16 protein-coding genes are annotated in these 17402 nt (G+C 64.9%); 8 read left to right on the forward strand and 8 right to left on the reverse strand.

Features of this window, described 5'->3' with window-relative positions:
* Positions 1–133 precede the first annotated feature (133 nt).
* Both DTW89_RS15535 and DTW89_RS19775 read left to right on the forward strand, forming a co-directional pair.
* Positions 134–919 carry a DUF2189 domain-containing protein gene (locus tag DTW89_RS15535; protein WP_114656598.1) on the forward strand — a complete coding sequence of 262 codons (786 nt, stop codon included), beginning with the start codon at positions 134–136 and terminating at the stop codon, positions 917–919.
* A 68-nt stretch (positions 920–987) separates the two neighbouring features.
* Positions 988–1176: a hypothetical protein gene (locus DTW89_RS19775; RefSeq protein ID WP_024815005.1), complete on the forward strand. Its 189-nt coding sequence runs from the start codon at positions 988–990 to the stop codon at positions 1174–1176.
* Positions 1177–1192: 16 nt separating this feature from the next.
* Here the strand turns inward: DTW89_RS19775 and DTW89_RS15545 are convergent, their stop codons facing one another.
* Complete coding sequence (locus DTW89_RS15545; RefSeq protein ID WP_024815006.1) at positions 1193–1858, reverse strand: arylesterase; 666 nt, start codon at positions 1856–1858, stop codon at positions 1193–1195.
* Between the two features lie 15 nt (positions 1859–1873).
* Between DTW89_RS15545 and DTW89_RS15550 the strand changes: the two genes are divergently transcribed.
* Positions 1874–2566, forward strand: coding sequence for an ABC transporter ATP-binding protein (locus DTW89_RS15550; protein WP_114656599.1), 693 nt, complete (start codon positions 1874–1876; stop codon positions 2564–2566).
* A 23-nt stretch (positions 2567–2589) separates the two neighbouring features.
* Here the strand turns inward: DTW89_RS15550 and sstT are convergent, their stop codons facing one another.
* Positions 2590–3813, reverse strand: a complete 1224-nt coding sequence (gene sstT, locus DTW89_RS15555) for a serine/threonine transporter SstT (protein ID WP_114656600.1) — start codon at positions 3811–3813, stop codon at positions 2590–2592.
* A gap of 291 nt (positions 3814–4104) precedes the next feature.
* On the opposite strand from sstT, the gene rlmB reads away from it, so the two are divergent.
* The 3 genes from rlmB to DTW89_RS15570 all read left to right on the forward strand — a co-directional run bounded on the left by rlmB (position 4105) and on the right by DTW89_RS15570 (position 10256).
* Positions 4105–4851: a 23S rRNA (guanosine(2251)-2'-O)-methyltransferase RlmB gene (gene rlmB, locus DTW89_RS15560; RefSeq protein ID WP_114656601.1), complete on the forward strand. Its 747-nt coding sequence runs from the start codon at positions 4105–4107 to the stop codon at positions 4849–4851.
* A 20-nt stretch (positions 4852–4871) separates the two neighbouring features.
* The gene (locus DTW89_RS15565) at positions 4872–5618 is read left to right on the forward strand and encodes an SIR2 family NAD-dependent protein deacylase (protein WP_114656602.1); all 747 of its coding nucleotides are present in this window, start codon (positions 4872–4874) and stop codon (positions 5616–5618) included.
* A 252-nt stretch (positions 5619–5870) separates the two neighbouring features.
* Positions 5871–10256, forward strand: coding sequence for a PAS domain S-box protein (locus DTW89_RS15570; protein WP_114656603.1), 4386 nt, complete (start codon positions 5871–5873; stop codon positions 10254–10256).
* Here the strand turns inward: DTW89_RS15570 and DTW89_RS15575 are convergent.
* The 3 genes from DTW89_RS15575 to DTW89_RS15585 form a co-directional block, all read right to left on the reverse strand.
* Positions 10243–11151, reverse strand: coding sequence for a diguanylate cyclase domain-containing protein (locus DTW89_RS15575; RefSeq protein WP_114656604.1), 909 nt, complete (start codon positions 11149–11151; stop codon positions 10243–10245). The genes DTW89_RS15570 and DTW89_RS15575 overlap by 14 nt on opposite strands.
* Before the next feature lie 197 nt (positions 11152–11348).
* Positions 11349–11990 carry a chromate transporter gene (locus tag DTW89_RS15580; RefSeq protein WP_114656605.1) on the reverse strand — a complete coding sequence of 214 codons (642 nt, stop codon included), beginning with the start codon at positions 11988–11990 and terminating at the stop codon, positions 11349–11351.
* Positions 11987–12577 carry a chromate transporter gene (locus DTW89_RS15585; RefSeq protein ID WP_111866649.1) on the reverse strand — a complete coding sequence of 197 codons (591 nt, stop codon included), beginning with the start codon at positions 12575–12577 and terminating at the stop codon, positions 11987–11989. Before DTW89_RS15585 ends, DTW89_RS15580 begins: the two co-directional genes overlap by 4 nt.
* Before the next feature lie 320 nt (positions 12578–12897).
* Between DTW89_RS15585 and DTW89_RS15590 the strand changes: the two genes are divergently transcribed.
* The gene (locus DTW89_RS15590) at positions 12898–13743 is read left to right on the forward strand and encodes a fumarylacetoacetate hydrolase family protein (protein WP_114656606.1); all 846 of its coding nucleotides are present in this window, start codon (positions 12898–12900) and stop codon (positions 13741–13743) included.
* 108 nt (positions 13744–13851) lie between these two features.
* Here DTW89_RS15590 and DTW89_RS15595 read toward each other — a convergent pair whose 3' ends face one another.
* A complete protein-coding gene (locus DTW89_RS15595; protein ID WP_024815017.1) occupies positions 13852–14136 on the reverse strand; it encodes a DUF6150 family protein in 285 nt (94 codons plus the stop codon).
* 993 nt (positions 14137–15129) lie between these two features.
* Here DTW89_RS15595 and DTW89_RS15600 point away from each other — a divergent pair.
* Complete coding sequence (locus DTW89_RS15600; RefSeq protein ID WP_114656607.1) at positions 15130–15837, forward strand: VIT1/CCC1 transporter family protein; 708 nt, start codon at positions 15130–15132, stop codon at positions 15835–15837.
* A gap of 37 nt (positions 15838–15874) precedes the next feature.
* Here the strand turns inward: DTW89_RS15600 and DTW89_RS15605 are convergent, their stop codons facing one another.
* Both DTW89_RS15605 and DTW89_RS15615 read right to left on the reverse strand, forming a co-directional pair.
* Positions 15875–16963 (reverse strand): sensor domain-containing diguanylate cyclase, encoded by a 1089-nt coding sequence (locus tag DTW89_RS15605; protein ID WP_114656608.1) that lies wholly within the window; start codon positions 16961–16963, stop codon positions 15875–15877.
* Between the two features lie 250 nt (positions 16964–17213).
* Positions 17214–17402: hypothetical protein (locus DTW89_RS15615; protein ID WP_147277667.1), on the reverse strand; the 189-nt coding region annotated here is incomplete at its 5' end.

Here is a 17402-nt window from a genome sequence, read left to right on the forward strand (position 1 = left end):
GCTGAGGGGTGGTAGTTTCCTCAGTGGCGCGTGGCGGTCAGGTGGCTTAGGGTGTTGATATGTGTCAACGGACGGTGTGTCCGTCGTCCCCATAAACCCTCTTGCACCTTCTGCCATTACCTCCATCACTGCCATGTCCGCACCTCCTGCCGCCCAAGTCCCGCCCGCCGCCGCCGTGGCGATCGCACTTAATCCCCTGCGCCTCGCAGATCCCTTTCGCTGGCTGCGCAAGGGCCTTCAGGATGTGGTGGCCGCGCCCGGCATCGCCCTGTTTTATGGAGCATGTTTCTGGTGCATGGCGCTGGTGTTGGGCTGGGTGTTTCGCACACGGCCCGAATACACCATGTCGCTGGCCAGTGGGTGCCTGTTGGTAGGGCCGTTTCTGGCCATGGGCCTTTATGACACCAGTCGGCGCCGCGAGGCTGGCCAGGCGCCCGATCTGGGGCAGTCCATCACCTGCTGGGACAAGCACATGGGCAGCATGGGCATGCTGGTGCTCGTGCTGGTGGTGCTGGAGTTGCTGTGGGGCCGGGCGTCGCTGGTGGTGTTTGCGGTGTTTTTCAATACCGGAATGCCCTCTACCACAGGGGTGATGGCGGCCATCTTCAACCCCCAGAACTGGGGATTTGTCGGCGTCTACATGGCGGTGGGGGGTGCTTTTGCAGCGCTGGTTTTCTCGACCTCGGTGGTCTCCATTCCCATGATCCTGGACCGTGATACCGATGCGCTGACCGCAGGCATCACCAGTATGCGGGTGGTGCTGGAAAACCCCGCCGTCATGCTGCTGTGGGGTTTGTTGATCACCCTCATCGTGGTGGTGTCACTGTGGTTCTGGGGGGCGGGCCTGTTGCTGGCCGGGCCGGTGCTGGGCCACGCCAGCTGGCACGCCTACCGCGCAGCGGTTTCCCCCAAGCAGTGAAGCGCGGTCTGGGCCCGCCTCCAGGGGCAAGCTGTTACAGTGGGCCCCTACTTTAGGAAGCAAATACCTTGGCAACACCCAACTACGGATACGAAAAGCGCCAGCGCGAACTCGCCAAAAAGAAAAAAAAGGAAGAGAAGCTCAAAGCCAAAACTCACCGCCGGCCTGACGAGCCGCAAGATGGGCAGCCCACCGACGGCCCCGCCGCTTTTGCGTCTCCCGCACCTGCAAACCCATCGGAGTCAACCGGCAGTTGATTTCCCCCGGGGCTCTTTAACGCAAGAGCTTCTGGAGTTCCGGCCACACATTGGCCAGCATCTGCGGATGCGCCTCGGCGCGCGGGTGGATGCGGTCTGGCTGGAACAGGCGGGTCGGGTCGGGGCCATCGGCCACGCCCTTGAGGAAAAACGGCACCACTCCCACCTTGCGCGCCTTGGCCACGGTTGTAAAGGTGGCCGCAAAGCGGTTGGCATAGTCGGTTCCGTAATTGGGGGGCACCTGCATCCCCACGAGTAGTACCTTGGCTCCTGATTTCTGGGCCGTCTGCACCATCCACGTCAGGTTTTCTTCGGTATTTTTCAGTGGCAGGCCCCGCAGGGCATCATTGCCGCCCAGCTCGATCACCACCTGGCTGGGTTGGTGCTGCGTCAGCAGCGCCGCAAGGCGGGAGCGCCCGCCGGACGTGGTTTCTCCGCTCACGCTGGCGTTCACCACAGTGGCGGCTATCTCTTCCTGCGCCAGGCGCTTTTCCAGCAGTGCCACCCAACCCGTTCCGCGCGGCAGGCCATATTCGGCGCTGAGGGAATCGCCCAGCACCAGAATGACCTGTGGTCGCACCGGGGCAGGCTTTTGCGCCATCGCTGCCGGGGCATAAAGCCCCGCCAGCGCGCCGGCTGCAGCGGTCAGGATAAAGTGGCGTCGATGCAGATCGCAAATCAAAATAAAAAACCTTTCATGTCCGAACCTACCCAGTCACCAGCCAAACCCATTATTGCGGTCGAGCATGTATTCAAGTCGGTGACGGATTCCACCGGCACACTGGACATTCTGCGTGATATCGATTTCCGCCTGGAGTCTGGGGAAACCGTGGCCATTGTTGGCGCGTCCGGCTCTGGAAAAAGCACGCTGCTGTCCATCATTGCGGGCCTTGATACGCCTACGCGCGGCACCGTGCGGCTTGACGGCCAGGATCTGTTTGCGCTGAGTGAAGACGGCCGGGCCGCGCTGCGTGCGCAAAAGGTGGGTTTCGTGTTTCAGAGTTTTCAGCTGATGGGCAACCTCACAGCACTTGAAAACGTCATGCTGCCGCTCGAACTGGCCGACCGCAGCGATGCCCGCAAGGCGGCCACCGAGATGCTCAAGCATGTCGGGCTGGGTCAGCGCCTGGGGCATTACCCCAAGGTGCTGAGCGGTGGCGAGCAGCAGCGCGTGGCGCTGGCACGTGCTTTTGTGATGCAGCCCGCCGTGCTGCTGGCCGACGAGCCCACCGGCAGCCTGGACTTCGCCACCGGCGAAACCATCATGCAGCTGATGTTTGACCTCAACCGCGAGCACGGCACCACGCTGGTGCTGGTCACGCACGATCGGGCCATTGCCCAGCGCTGCGACCGCCTTATCAGCATCGAGGCAGGCCGGGTCAGCACCTGACCCGGTCGGTGTCCGGTAACGTTTTAGCGCGCTGACGGGGGCTGTGGTTCTGCCCAGCGGCATGCCACGGCCGTGAAGAGCACATCGGTCGATGAATTGAGCGCCGTTTCGGCCGAGTCCTGCAGGATGCCGATGATGAAACCGATGGCCACCACCTGCATGGCGACATCGTTGCTGATGCCAAACAGGCTGCACGCCAGCGGAATGAGCAGCAGCGATCCACCGGCCACGCCCGAAGCACCGCAGGCACAGACGGCCGCCACCACGCACAACAGCAGGGCGGTGGGCACTTCGACCGCAATGCCCAGCGTGTGCACTGCCGCCAGCGACAGCACGCTGATGGTGATGGCCGCACCAGCCATGTTGATGGTGGCTCCCAGCGGAATGGCGATGCTGTAGGTGTCCTCGTTCAGGTTCAGGCGCTTTGCCAGCGCCAGGTTGATGGGGATATTGGCCGCCGAGCTGCGCGTGAAAAACGCCGTCACGCCGCTCTCGCGCAGGCAGGTAAACACCAGCGGATACGGATTGATGCGCAGCGCCAGGAACACGATGAGCGGATTGACCACCAGCGCCACAAACACCATGCAGCCCAGCAACACGGCCAGCAGGTGCGCATAGCCCCACAGCGCCTGCGCGCCGGCTTCGGCAAAGGTGCTGGCCACCAGGCCAAAAATGCCCAGTGGTGCAAAGCGGATCACCACCTGGATGATGACCGTGATGCCGGCCGACAAGTCGTGCATGACGGTGCGGGTGCCCGCGCTGGCGTGGCGCATGGCCATGCCAAAGCCCACCGCCCAGGCCAGGATGCCGATGTAGTTGGCATTCATCAGCGCCCGCACAGGGTTGTCCACCACGTTCATGAGCAGCGTCAGCAGCACATCCTGGATGTGCATGGGGGCGTTAGCCGCCTGCGCCGGGGCTTGCAGCACCAGCGTGGACGGAAACCACAGACTGGCCGTAACGCCCACCACGGACGCCACCAGTGTGCCCACCAGATACAAAAAGAGCACCGGGCGCACGTGGGTGGCTTCGCCGGGCTTGTGGTTGCTGATGGCGGCAATCACCAAAATGAACACCAGCACAGGTGCCACGGCCTTGAGGGCTGAAATGAACAGCGTGCCCAAAATGGCCACCTTGGGTGTGGCAGCCGGAAACAACACGGCCAGCGCGATGCCTGCAATCATGGCGATCACAATTTGTGTGACCAGGCTCGTGCGCTGTGCCCAGCGAAGCGGGTTAAAAATCATGGTATTGAACAAAGGTAAAACAGGCCAGTGGCCGCGGCAACATGTGCACAAAACCGCGGCGGGCCATCAATCAAGGGGGTTGGAAAAAGTCCAACCCGTAAAGCCACATGGGTAGCAAAAACGGCACGCAAAAGCAGCGCCGTCCAGCAGATCGCTAAATGGAAGACCGCGATTTTAGGCGCTTGAGAGCAAGCCCTTTGCGCAACCCCGTTGCCTCTCGATGCACTTGTATGGCCCGTTGCCTGAAGGGTGCAACTCTGGGGGCGCCGGCAATGCCCGGATAATCCCCCCATGTCCAGCCCCAAAGTTCTCTTCGGCTTTCACGCCGTGGGTGTGCGTCTGAAGACCGCGCCGAAATCCATCATCGAGATTTATTACGAGGTGACGCGGCGCGATGCCCGCATGCGCCAGTTTCTCGACCGTGCCCGCGAGGCCGGTGCCCGCCTGATCGAGGCCGACAGCGTGCGCATTGCCAAGCTGGCCGGCAGCCATGGCCACCAGGGCGTCGCGGCGCGCGTGGAGCCCGTGGCGCAGGTCACCTCGCTCGACGAGCTGCTTGAAAACCTCGAAGCCGCCGGCATCGAGCAGCCCCTGCTGCTGGTGCTTGATGGCGTGACCGACCCGCACAACCTGGGCGCCTGCCTGCGCGTGGCCGATGGTGCGGGAGCCCATGCGGTGATCGCCCCCAAGGACCACGCAGTGGGCGTCAACGCCACCGTGGCCAAGGTGGCCAGCGGCGCGGCCGAGACCGTGCCGTACTTCATGGTGACCAACCTGGCGCGCACCCTGAACGAGCTCAAGGAGCGCAACATCTGGATCATTGGCACCAGCGACGACGCGCCGCAAACCATCTACCAGGCGGATTTGAAAGGCCCCGTGGCGCTGGTGCTGGGCGCAGAGGGCGACGGGATGCGCCAGCTCACGCGCAAAACCTGCGACGCACTCGTCAGCATTCCCATGAAGGGCGCGGTAGAAAGCCTGAACGTCTCGGTGGCCAGCGGCGTGTGCCTGTACGAGGCGCTGCGCCAGCGGTCTTGAGCCGCAAGTCCTCCTAGAAGATGGAAGAGGGCGCCTTGCTCGACACCGCCACAACGTGGGTTGAGCAGGCGCGGCATGTTGCCGTGCTGACCGGGGCGGGCATCAGTGCCGAATCCGGCGTGCCCACCTTCCGTGAGGCGCAAACCGGCTACTGGGCCCAGTTTCGCCCCGAAGACATGGCAACCGAAGAGGGCTTTCGTGCCCACCCCCGGCGCGTATGGGACTGGTACCAGCACCGGCGTGGCCTGCTGGCTGCCTCGCAGCCCAATGCCGGTCATGTGGCGCTGGCGCAGTTCCAGCAGCGGCACCCCGGGCGCATCACGTTGATTACCCAGAACGTAGACGGCCTGCACCAGCGTGCGGGCAGCACCGGCGTGCTGTGCCTGCATGGCGACATCTTTGCCGACCGCTGGCTCGACACCCCGCGCAATTGCTGCCATATCGACCATGCCGTGGCTGGCCACCCGCCATATTGCGACCGTTGCGGCAACCTGTTGCGGCCAGGTGTGGTGTGGTTTGGCGAGCCGCTGCCGTATGCCACGCTGGAAGCCGCCCAGCAGGCCGCCCGCGTCTGCGACCTGATGCTGGTGGTGGGCACGGCGGGCGCGGTGTACCCCGCCGCGGGCCTGGCGCGCATCGCCCGCGATGCCGGGGCTCGGGTGGTCATCGTCAACCCGCAGCCAACCGAACTTGATGCCGTGGCGCACGAAGCGCTGCGCGGCACTGCAGCCCAGGTGCTGCCCGCGTTGCTGTCAGAAGCGCATTGAGCAGGCAACAACACCGCCACCACCACCACAGATTGCGCCGTGCGCGAACCGGCGTTGCTCCCGGCACCGGCGCCGGAGAGACAGGCGTGCCCGGTCGGGCCTTGCGTTAGCTCAATCAGTGCGGGCATGGGGCGAGGGCGCACCGTACTTGGCATTGACGCTTGTGACGGGGCTGTCGATACTGGCCGCTGACCGCGGCCAGGGAGCGCCATTTCGGAGACTTCCTTGCCGAGGCACGCCACAGGAGAGTCCATGGAGCTGTCTGATTTGCCGCAATCCGGTACCGATGTGCGGCACGAGCTGCAAGCCCTGGCGCAGGAAAACCAGGCACTCAGGGATACGCTCGAAGAGAGCCGGCTCGCTTGCGAAAAGGCACAGGCCACCCTGGCCCAGAGTGCGGCCTACAACAAGCGCGTCTATCAGGACTCGCCCGTGCCCATCGTCATCATTGATCCGGCCGTCGGCATTGTTGACTGCAACATGGCGGCCGTGCGCATCTATGGCTTTACCCAGCGAGAGCAGGTGCTGGGCAAGATGCCGCTGGATTTTTCTGCCGACGTCCAGTACGACGGCACCGACACCCAGACGGCGGGGGCCGAGATCACGCGCTCCATTTTTGAGCATGGCATAGCCAACTTCCTGTGGCGCGCCCGCCGGGCCAACGGGGATATTTTCGATGCCGAGGTCAACCTCATGGCCTTTGACTGTGGCGGGCGCATCCTGCTGCGCTTTACAGTGGAGGATGTCTCTGAAAAGCGGCGTGCCCGGCAGGAGATCGATAGCCAGCAAGCCGAGATCCGCAAACTGCTCGAAGAGCAGCAGGTGATCTTTGAAAACGCACCCAACGGTATCTGCTTCACTGCCGACGGCATCATCCTGCGCGTCAACAAGCGGCTGTGTGAAAACATGGGGCTCCAGCGCGAGGATGTCATCGGGCAGCCCGTGTCCCGGCGCATGTTTCGCACCGACGAAGGCTATCGTGCCTTTGCCGAGATTGCTGCGCCGCTGCTGAGTGTCGGCAAGGAAGTGCGGACCGAATGGAGTTTTGAGCGCGACGACGGCTCGGTGTTCGTGGCCATGGTGTCGGGGCAGGGCATCAACATACCGGGGTTCGAGCGCTCGGCGGTGTGGGTGTATGAAGACATTACCGATCGCAAAAAGCTGGAACGCGACCGCCAGGAGAACGAAGAACGCCTGCGCCGCATCCTTGAAAACAGCCCGGTGGGCGTGATCATTGGCACCGAAGACGGGCGACTGGTTTTTGCCAACCGCCAGCACGCCGAAATGCTGGGCGTGCGGCCCGAAAACCTGGCCACGCACCATGCCAGCCGCTCCTGGCGCAACCCGTCAGACCGCGAGCGGTTCATGGAACTGCTGCGCCGCGATGGCTCGGTCAAAGGCTACCAGGCCGACTTTGTGCGCACCGATGGCACGCCCATCACGGTGCTGCTGTCGTCCATATTGCTCGACTTTTCCGATGGCCGCCATTTGGTGTCCTGGCTGTATGACATTACCGAACGCCAGATCGTTGAGCAGCGCATCGCACGCAGTGAAGAGCGCCTGAACCTGGCGCTGCGTGGTGCCAATCTGGGCATGTACGACTGCACCATTGATGAAAACCACCAGATCGTGGAGGTGGCCGTCAATGACATCTGGGCCGAAATGCTGGGCTACGAAAAAGACGCCCTGCTGGCCCGCTACCCGACCCACATGGCCTGCTGGGAAGACCTGATCCACCCCGACGACCGGGCGCGGGTTCAGGCCCGCTTGCGCAGCTTTCTGCGCAACGAGTCCCCCGACCACACCGAAACCTTTCGCATGCGCAGCGCGCAGGGCGACTGGCGCTGGATTCTCGACATTGGCCATGCCGCTCTGCGCGGGGCGGACGGCTGCCCGCGCAGGCTGGTGGGGATCAACCAGGACATCACCGAGCAAAAAGCCGCCGAGGCCAGCCTGCGCGACAGCGAGGCCTACAACCGCAACCTGCTGGCCGAGCAGCAGATGATTTTTGACAACGCCCCCAACGGCATCATCTACACGGCCGACGGCGTGATCTTGCGGGTGAATCTGCGCATGGGCGAATACCTGGGCTATCAGCCCGAAGAGCTGATCGGGCAGCCGGGGAGCAGCATCTACCATTCCCCCGAAAATTATGGCGAATTTGGCGCCACGGTGGGGCCCTTGCTGGCCTTGGGCAAAGATGTGAACGTGGAGTGGGAGTTTGCGCGCAAGGACGGGGGCACCTTCGTGGCGCAGGTCTCTGGCCGCGCCATCCATGCCGCCGACCATCGCCAGGTGACCATCTGGGTGTTCGAGGACATTGCCGAACGCAAGGCCGCCGAGCGGGCCATGGCCGAGGCCCGGCGTGTGGCCGAAGAGGCCGTCAAGGCCAAGAGTGATTTTCTGGCCAACATGAGCCACGAGATCCGCACGCCGATGAACGCCATCATCGGCATGTCACATTTGGCGCTGCAGACGCCGCTCGACGCGCGCCAGCGCAACTATGTCGAAAAGGCACACCGCTCCGCCGTCAGCCTGCTGGGCATCATCAACGACATCCTTGATTTTTCCAAGGTCGAGGCGGGCAAGATGGTGATCGAGCAGACCGGGTTCCGGCTGGACGAGGTGATGGAGCACCTCTCCAACCTGATTGGAATCAAGACCGAGGACAAAGGGCTGGAGCTGCTGTTCAACGTGCCGCCCGACATTCCGCAAGACCTGGTGGGTGACCCGCTGCGCCTGGGGCAGATTCTGGTCAACCTGGGCAACAACGCCGTCAAGTTCACCGAGCACGGCGAGGTGGTCATTGGTATTGAAAAAACCCTGGGTGATGACCATGGCATTGAGCTGCACTTCTGGGTGCGCGACACCGGTATTGGCATGACCCCCGAGCAGTGCGACAAACTGTTCCAGCCGTTCAGCCAGGCCGACAGCTCCACCACGCGCCGGTATGGCGGCACCGGCCTGGGGCTGGCCATCTCCCGGGCGCTGGTGGAGCAAATGGGCGGGCGAATCTGGGTTTGCAGCGAAGCGGGCAAGGGGTCCGAATTCCACTTCACGGCGCGGTTCGGCCTGCAGAACACGGCAGAGGCCCCCCGCAGGCTGGAACGCAACGCCCTGCAGAACATGCGCGTGCTGGTGGTGGATGACAACGCCTGTGCCCGCGAGATCACCGCTGGCATTGCGCAAAGCCTGGGCTTGCAGGTGCATACCGCGACCGATGGCCGCGCAGCCCTGGAGGCCGTGACCCGGGCAGCGCAGCAAAGCCAGCCCTACGACCTGGTGCTGATTGACTGGAAGATGCCCGAGATGGACGGCATTGAAACCCTGCGCCACATGCATGACAGGCAGCTGTTCCATGTGCCTGCCACCATCATGGTCACGGCCTATGGCCGGGAAGAGGCGCTCGATGAGGCCGAGCGCCAAGGCGTCGCCTTGCGTTCGGTGCTGACCAAGCCCGTCATGGCCAACCAGCTGCTCGATGCCATTGGCGCGGCCATCGACCGCAAGGGCCTCACCGAGCATCGCACCGGGCTCATGGGGCAAGACAGCCAGAACGCCATGCACCAGCTTGCCGGCAAGCGCCTGCTGCTGGTGGAAGACAACGAACTCAACCAGGAACTCGCGCTGGAGCTGCTGCGCCATGCCGGGGTGGATGTGGAGCTCGCCACCAACGGCCGTGAGGCGCTGGACCTGCTGGCGCATGACGCCCGTTTTGACTGTGTGCTGATGGACTGCCAGATGCCGGTGATGGACGGCTACGAGGCCACACGGCACATCCGCGCCAACGCGGCCCTGCAGGATCTGCCGGTGATTGCCATGACGGCCAACGCCATGGCCGGAGACCGCGAACGCGCCCTGTCCATCGGCATGAACGATTACATCGCCAAGCCTCTGGACGTGGGCGGCATGTTCAGCACCATTGCCCGCTGGGTGGGCAGGGGGGCACCTGCTGGCAAGGAGATGCCGCAACGTGCGCCTCAGTGGGGTTCGGCGGCATCGGCTGCGGTTGCGGCGGTCGCTCAGGGCTTCCCGGCCCTGCCGGGCATCGATGTGGCAGCCGGGTTGACCACCACCATGCACAACGAGACCTTGTACCGCTCACTGCTGCGCAAGTTCCATGCAGGGCAGTCGGGTTTTGTGGCGTCCTTCCGGGCGGCGCAGTCGCAGGGAGACGCCACTGCGCCCGAGCGCCTGGCGCACACGCTCAAATCGGTGGCCGGCAGCATTGGCGCACGCGCCGTGCAGGCAGCGGCCGCCGAACTGGAGCGCGCCTGCCGCAGCCATGCCACCGCGCAACAGGTGGATGCGCTGGTAGAAGGGGTAGCCCATGCGCTGGAGCCCCTACTGGCCGGGCTGGCGGCCGCCCTTGTGACGCCCGCCGAGCCCGCACCCCAGGCAGGTGCGCAGGACGCGCATCAGCTGCAGGTGTTCACAGAAAAGCTGGTGGGCCTGCTGGGCGAGGGGGACCCGGATTCGATCGACCTGGTGGCCAGGGAGCCCGGGCTGCTGGCGGCTGCCTTTCCGTTGCAGCATGCTGCCATCGGTCAGGCGATCGAGGGTTACGACTTCGAGGCTGCGCTGGCCCTCATCCGGCAGGCGCAGGCAGGCGCTGGCGCACCGTTCAGCGCTGCTTGACGACGAAACGGTTGCGGCCGGCGCTCTTGGCTTCGTAGAGGGCGGCGTCGGCCAGGTCCACCAGCTTCTGCACGGGCTCGTCAACCCCGGGCACCATGGTGGCTACGCCCAGGCTGATGGTCACATGGCTGTGCGTGGCCGAGCCTGCGTGTTCCGGTGCACGCTCCAGCACGCCCTTGCGCATCATCTCTGCCAGGTTGCTGGCGCCTGCGCTGTCGGTGTTGGGCAGTACGCAGGCAAACTCCTCGCCACCGCAACGGGCCACCAGATCGGTGGGGCGCGTGATGCAGCCGGCCAGCGTGTGCGCCACCTGGATCAGACACTGGTCGCCGCCCGGGTGACCATAGTGGTCGTTGTAGGCCTTGAAGTGGTCGATGTCGATGCTGATCAGCGAAATGGGTGCGTGCTCTCGTGCCGCGCGGCGCCATTCCATCTCCAGGTAATCGTCAAACCGGCGCCGGTTGCTGATGCCGGTGAGGTGGTCTTGCGTGGTCAGGCGCTGCAGCAGGTCACGGCTGCGCTTGAGCTCGATGTGGTTGCGCACGCGCGCCTGCACGATGGAGGGCCGGATGGGCTTGATGATGTAGTCGATGGCCCCCACCGACAGGCCCCGCGCCTCGTCTTCTTCCTCGTCGCACGAAGAGACAAACAGCACCGGAATGCCCGCCGTGGCAGGGTTGCTCTTGAGGCGGGAGCAGACTTCGTAGCCGTCCATGCCGGGCATCATCACATCGAGCAGGATCAGGTCCGGGGGCTCGGGCGCCGCGGCCAGCGCAAGCGCACGTTCGCCGTTGATGGCCACCCGCACCTTGTAATGCTCTTTCAGAACGGCCGCCATCACCTGCAGGTTTTCAGGTGAATCGTCCACTACCAGAATGCTGGCTTGTGCCTCCATCAGCCTGTCTCCCTGCTGCTGCCCGGTGGGCAAATTGTTGCTGAATGTATTAGCAGCGCAGCATACGTTCAGGCGGGCAGGTGGTGCACAAAAAAGCAGCATTTACTGTGCTGGATCAATCCCGGGCGGCCAGCGCAGGTGCGGCAACAACACGCCAATACACTCCCGGAATAGGCCCCAGCCGCGCCAACGCAGCGTCAACAAACCCACGGCCCCGCAGCCGTTGAGCACTTAGAACAGGCACTTACACCCAGCCCCAGCGCCCCCAGCAGCGCCCCCGCGCCCAGCAGCCACAGCAGGTGCAGGCGCGTGCGCCACACCAGCAGCGCGCACACCGCCGTCAGCAGCCACAGCGGCCAGTCGGTGGCAGGGTTGCCGTGGGCGCTGCCCAGCAGCCAGGCGGTGGCCAGCAGCAGGCCAATCACCACCGGCGCCATGCCCTGCTTGAAGGCGCGCACGCCGCGCCGCTCGCGGTTGCGGTGGCCCCAGCGGGTAGCCAGCCAGGTGAGCGTGGTGCTGGGCAACATGATGCCGACCATGCTCAGCACCATGCCCAAAACGCCGCTGGCCCAGCCTGCCGGCCCGGCGCCGCCCGCGTTGATGCCCACATTCCAGCCCAGCAGCGCAATGAACAGCACATTGGGCCCCGGCGCCGCCTGGGCGATGGCAATGGAGGCGTTGAATTGCAGATCGGTCAGCCAGCCCTGGCGCTCCACCAGAAAGCGGTGCATGTCGGGCGCGGTGGCAATGGCGCCGCCCACGGCCAGCAGCGAGATCGAGATGTAATAGAAAAACAGATTCAGCCAGTCCAGCGGCTGCAGTGCAATGGCGTGGTTCATGGCGCAATCTTTCGCCACGTCAGCACGCAGGCCACGCCGCCCAGTGCGGGCAGCACCCAGGCCAGCGGCCAGCGCAGCAGCGCCATGCCAGCGAAGGTGAGGGCGGCCAGCGCGGCGCACAGCCAGGGGCCCAGCGGGTGATTGCGCAGCGCCGCCGCAAGCTTGAAGCCCGTGCCCGCAATCAGCCCGGCAGCCACGGCGCCCATGCCCCGCAGCGCGCCCGCCACGGCCGGGTGGCTGGCAAATTGCGCATACACCAACGCCACCGCCAGCACCAGCAGCAGTGGAAACGCGAGCATGCCCGCCAGCGCCGCCATGGCACCGCGCAGCCCGAAATAGCGGTCTCCAATCATCACCGAGAGATTCACCACATTGGGGCCCGGCATGATCTGGGCCACCGCCCAGTCTTCCACGAACTCCTCGTCCGTCATCCAGCGCTTTTTTTCGACCAGCTCGCGCTGCACCACCGCCAGCACGCCGCCAAAGCCCTGCAGCGCCAGCCAGGTGAACGACCAGAACAAATCGGCCGGGCTGCGCGGCTGGGGCCGCGATGGAGAATCGTCAACAGGGTACAAGGGCGCGGACATGGGTTTTTGGATAGAAATATGCCTCTAGCGCAATATCCATAAGCGCAAGCAGCTATCAAAACAGGAGTTTCCAGGCCGCCAGGCAAGGCGCCGGGAAAAGCCCACCATGTTAAGCCGCACCGGCCTGCTGCCCCATGGCCCCGGCATCGCCAACGGCGACAGGGGCATCATGAATGCTGATGGGTGAGGCGCGTGCACATCAGCAAGTCGCAGCTACCCGCACCGTGCCGCTGGACTAGGATAGATGCCGCGCCGCCGCCCGCCCGCATGCGACATGCGGCATGCGACCGGACGGTACCCAAGACACACAAGGACAACCCATGAAACTGGTTCGTTATGGCCAACCCGGCGCCGAGCGCCCCGGCGTGCTGGATGCGCAAGGCGTGCTGCGCGATCTGTCGATGCTGTTGCCCGAACTGGGCCCCGCTCAGTTGGCCCCGCGCACCTTGTCGGCCCTGGCGGCCCTGGATGCCAGCCGCCTGCCTCCCGTGCAGGGTGCGCCGCGCCTGGCTTGCCCGGTGGCGGGTGTGGGCAAGATCGTTTGCGTGGGGTTGAACTATGCCGACCACGCGCTCGAAGCCGGTATGCAGGCGCCCGCCGAGCCCGTGCTGTTCATGAAAGCCATCACCGCCCTGAGCGGCCCGAACGACGCGGTGCGCATTCCACCGGGCGCGCGCAAGACCGACTGGGAGGTCGAACTGGGCATCGTCATCGGCACCCGGGCCAGCCACGTCAGCGAAGCCGCTGCGCTGCAGCATGTGGCGGGCTACGTGCTGGCCAACGATGTGTCCGAGCGCGCCTGGCAGACCGAGCGTGGCGGCCAGTGGGACAAGGGCAAGAGCTACGACACCTTCGCCCCCATCGGCCCGTGGCTGCTAACCGCCGACGAGATGCCCGACCCGCACGCCATCGACCTGTGGCTGGAGGTGAACGGCCAGCGCGTGCAAAACGGCAACACGCGCAACTTCATCTTTGGTGTGCCCACCGTGGTGTCGTATGTCAGCCAGTTCATGACGCTGGAGCCGGGCGACATCGTGCTGACAGGCACGCCCGCCGGTGTGGGCCTGGGCCAAAAGCCCGCGCCCTGGTTCCTCAAGCCCGGCGACGTGATGCGCCTGGGCGGCACGGGCTTGGGCGAGCAGGTGCAGACCTGCGTGGGCGGGTGAGGGCAGGGGCCCGCATTGGGGAGAAATATGGAGATGGCGCTGGCGTATGTGCGGTGCGGCCTCACCCGGTGAGGCCATCGCCTTCAGCGCCAAGCACAGGCCAGTCCCTCAGCCGATTTGCCCACAGAACCGGTGCGCCTTGTTGCGCCAGCCCGCCTGTTCTGGGTATTTGACCTTGAAAGTCTTGATGTCGGCCTGGGTGGCGTATTTGACGCGGAAGATCTTGAACGTGGCATCGGCCTCGTAGTCCACAAAGCACCACTGCGCGTCACCCTCGGCCTGCTGGCGGTAGGGCAGTTCATACCAGCACAGGTCGGCCTGGGTCTCAAAAGGCACCTCAAACACGCTTGCGTCGGCTTTGCTCGCCAGCGCTGCCACCAGAATCTTTGCCATGCGCAACCTCCTGCGAAAGGGGAAAAACCAACGCGTGCATGTTATCGAACCGCACACCTGAGTGCATGGTGGGCAACCCCGCCACGCCGCGCAGCGGTGGATACCCGCGCCGGGGCGTGCCAAGGTGAAAATTCTCCAAGCGGGTTGCACCGCAGGCAAAAATGCCGGTGTGCGCACGTCGGCCAGTGGTGCCTATGTGGGTGGGCACGGCTCGTGCACCTGCGCGGCGTTTTGCTGGTAAACGACGACGTGGGCAACGCGGTGCGGCGGTGGGCCCGCGCCCCGGCACCGTGCGCCCCTGCGCAGGGCACCAGCAACGCAAGACCCAGCCCCAACACCATGCGGTTCATGAGAGCCTCCACCATGCCGAGCCGTGGCAAGCGGCCACACCAGCCAGCCCGGCGCGGGGTTGGGGGCCTTGAGCATTGCGATGGTGCGCCTGCGCATGTCTGTATGCAACCCTTGAGGATGACCTGCATAACTCCCTGCGGTCTGTGATTGCGCGGTCTCGGGCGGTCCACTGCGTTGCTTTTGTTGCCAATAGCCGAGCTACTGGTCTCCAAAAGACGCCTTGTGGTCCATCCCGATCCGCACTACCACCGACTCGCTGGGGTTGTGCCGGACATCCTTAACAATTGCCCTTCTTCGCTTGGCCAGGAGGGCAAAACTTGCCTTTGCCCGAATCGTGCGAACCCTTTGGGTCCACGACTACAGAGCCGGATGGTGTGTAAACAGCGCAGCCAGTGGTAGCGGCTGCAAAAATAAACATTGCGATGAGGGTTCTCATTGGGGGTCCTGGGTAGTGGGTAATGCGATTCAGTTTATCCGCACGTAGCCAAGCGTAATTTCTGCCGCAGAACATGCCGATCTGGTTGGGCAAAGCGGGATGTTCAGAACGCGGGTGTCTCCGGTCCATAACGCCCCGCTTGGTTGACTCCCCACCCCAATGCCCCATACCCTGCCAGTCTTCACCACCCGCACAAAGACTTCGCCATGTCCTCCGCCACACGCCGCCTGCACCCTGAGCGCCACCGCACCACCCGCATCGGCTGGCTGCGCGCCGCCGTGCTGGGGGCCAACGACGGCATTGTGTCCACCGCCAGCCTGGTGGTGGGCGTGGCGGCGGCGCAGGCCAGCCAGTCCACAATCTTGATGACGGCGGTGGCCGGGCTGGTGGCCGGGGCCATGTCGATGGCGGCGGGCGAATATGTGTCGGTGCACTCGCAGGCCGACACCGAAAAAGCCGACCTTGAACGCGAGCGCCGCGAGCTGGCCGCCGATCCCGCCGCCGAGGTGCGCGAGCTGGCCAGCATTTATGTGGGCCGGGGCTTGGATGCCGCGCTGGCACAGCAGGTGGCCCAGCAACTCATGGCGCACGACGCGCTGGGCGCCCATGCGCGCGACGAACTTGAAATCTCCAGTGCCATGACGGCCCGCCCGGTGCAGGCCGCGCTTACCTCGGCCGCCGCCTTTGCCGCCGGTGCCGCCTTGCCCCTGGTGGTGGCCGCCGTGGCGCCCGCCAGCAGCCTGCTTTATTGGGTGGCCGGCACCGCCCTGGTTTTTTTGGCCCTGCTGGGCGGCGTGGCCGCGCGCACGGGTGGCGCGGGCGTGCTGGTGGGGGCCTGGCGCGTCACCTTCTGGGGCGCGCTGGCCATGGCCATCACGGCGGGCGTGGGGGCGCTGTTCGGGGCGCCGGTCTGAGGCGGATGCAAGGGCACCGCACCCCCAAACTACCCGTTTATGCAGCGCTGACCATCCGGTTGCGCCCGGCAGCCTTGGCCGCATAAAGCGCGGCGTCTGCCCTCGAAAACAGGCTGGTGGCGTCTTCGTGGCTTTGCAGCGTTGCGCTGCCCACGCTGATGGTTACTTGATGCCCGGCACAGTGGGCCTGCGCCACGGCGATGCGCATGCGCTGGGCCACTTCCAGGGCGCCACCGGCGTTGGTGTTGGGCAGGATGACGGCAAACTCCTCGCCCCCCACGCGGGCGATCATGTCAATGGCCCTGGCGCACCGGGCCAGCACCTGGGCAATGGCCTGCAACACCTTGTCGCCCGTTTCGTGGCCGTGGGTGTCGTTGATGCGCTTGAAGTGGTCCACGTCCAGCACGAGCAGGCTCAGCGGCGTGTCCCTGCGGTCCACGATGCCCAGCTCCAGCTTCAGGTGGTGATCAAAGGCGCGTCGATTGCTCAGGCCCGTCAAAACATCGGTGGTGGCCAGCTCGCTGAGCGCGCGGTTCAACGCATCCACCTGCTGCACCTGGGCCTGCAACTGCTGGTTGAGGGTTTCGGCGTCTTGCAGCGCCTTGCGCAGCCGCAGCTCGCGCATGGCCGAGTAGGCCAGCTCGGTAAGCACTTCCACGTCGCGCTCGGTCCACTGCCTGGGCTTGAAATCCACCGCGCAAAAACTGCCCAGCACCTCGCCATCTTCCGTGCGCAGCGGAATGCCCGCATACGCCCGCACCCCCAGCGATTGCACGGTGGGAACATCGCCGTAAACGGGCAACTGGGTAACGTCGTCCAGCACCAGCGGCTCGCCCGACACCAGGGGATAGTGGCAAAACGTGCGCCCGCTCAGCTGGCGCGTGGTGCTGAGGGGCTCGCCCAGGCCATAGGCGCTTTTGTAAAAGTCGCGGCACGAGTCGAGCAGCGACACAAAGGTCACCGGCGCCCCTGTAAGCTTGGCCGCCAGACGGGTCAGGCGGTCAAAGCTTTCTTCGGGAAGGGTGTCGAGCAGACCGGTGCTGCGCACTGCCTCCAAACGCTGGGCGTTGGTCAGGGCCGCCTCAATCTGGGCTGCACTGGCTGGTATCGGTGGGTTGGATTCCATGGCGCATGGTAGCAACGAAGGCTTTGGTTTTTTTCTATTTGCCCGCCGGGTGAAAGGCCCATGGCGCCTTGGATTCGTGCAGCGCACCGCTTGGGCTGCGCTTGTCGAATCCGGTGCACGCCGGGGGTTGCAGACCTTCGACCCGCGCCGGGCGACCGGGATTCCACTCCGGCAGGCCAATTATCAGCAAAAAGTGCCGCCAGCCCTTTAAGGGTAAGCGCTGATAGCTATTGAATTAAGAGCGATTGCATCACCCCCGCCACGCCACTTCGCCATCGGTGGCCACCGCCTGCGCGCGGCCCAGGGCTTCGAGGGTTTGCAAGAGGGTGGGCAGGCTTTTCTTCCAGGGGCCGCGGCCCTTGAAGCGCGCTTCGATGGCGGGCAGGCTGAGCGGCGCGGGGCTGGCGGCCAGCACGGCGGCCACGGCGCGCACTTGCTC

The organism is Acidovorax sp. BoFeN1 (assembly GCF_003345135.1).
In the GTDB taxonomy this organism is placed as follows: domain Bacteria; phylum Pseudomonadota; class Gammaproteobacteria; order Burkholderiales; family Burkholderiaceae_C; genus Acidovorax; species Acidovorax defluvii.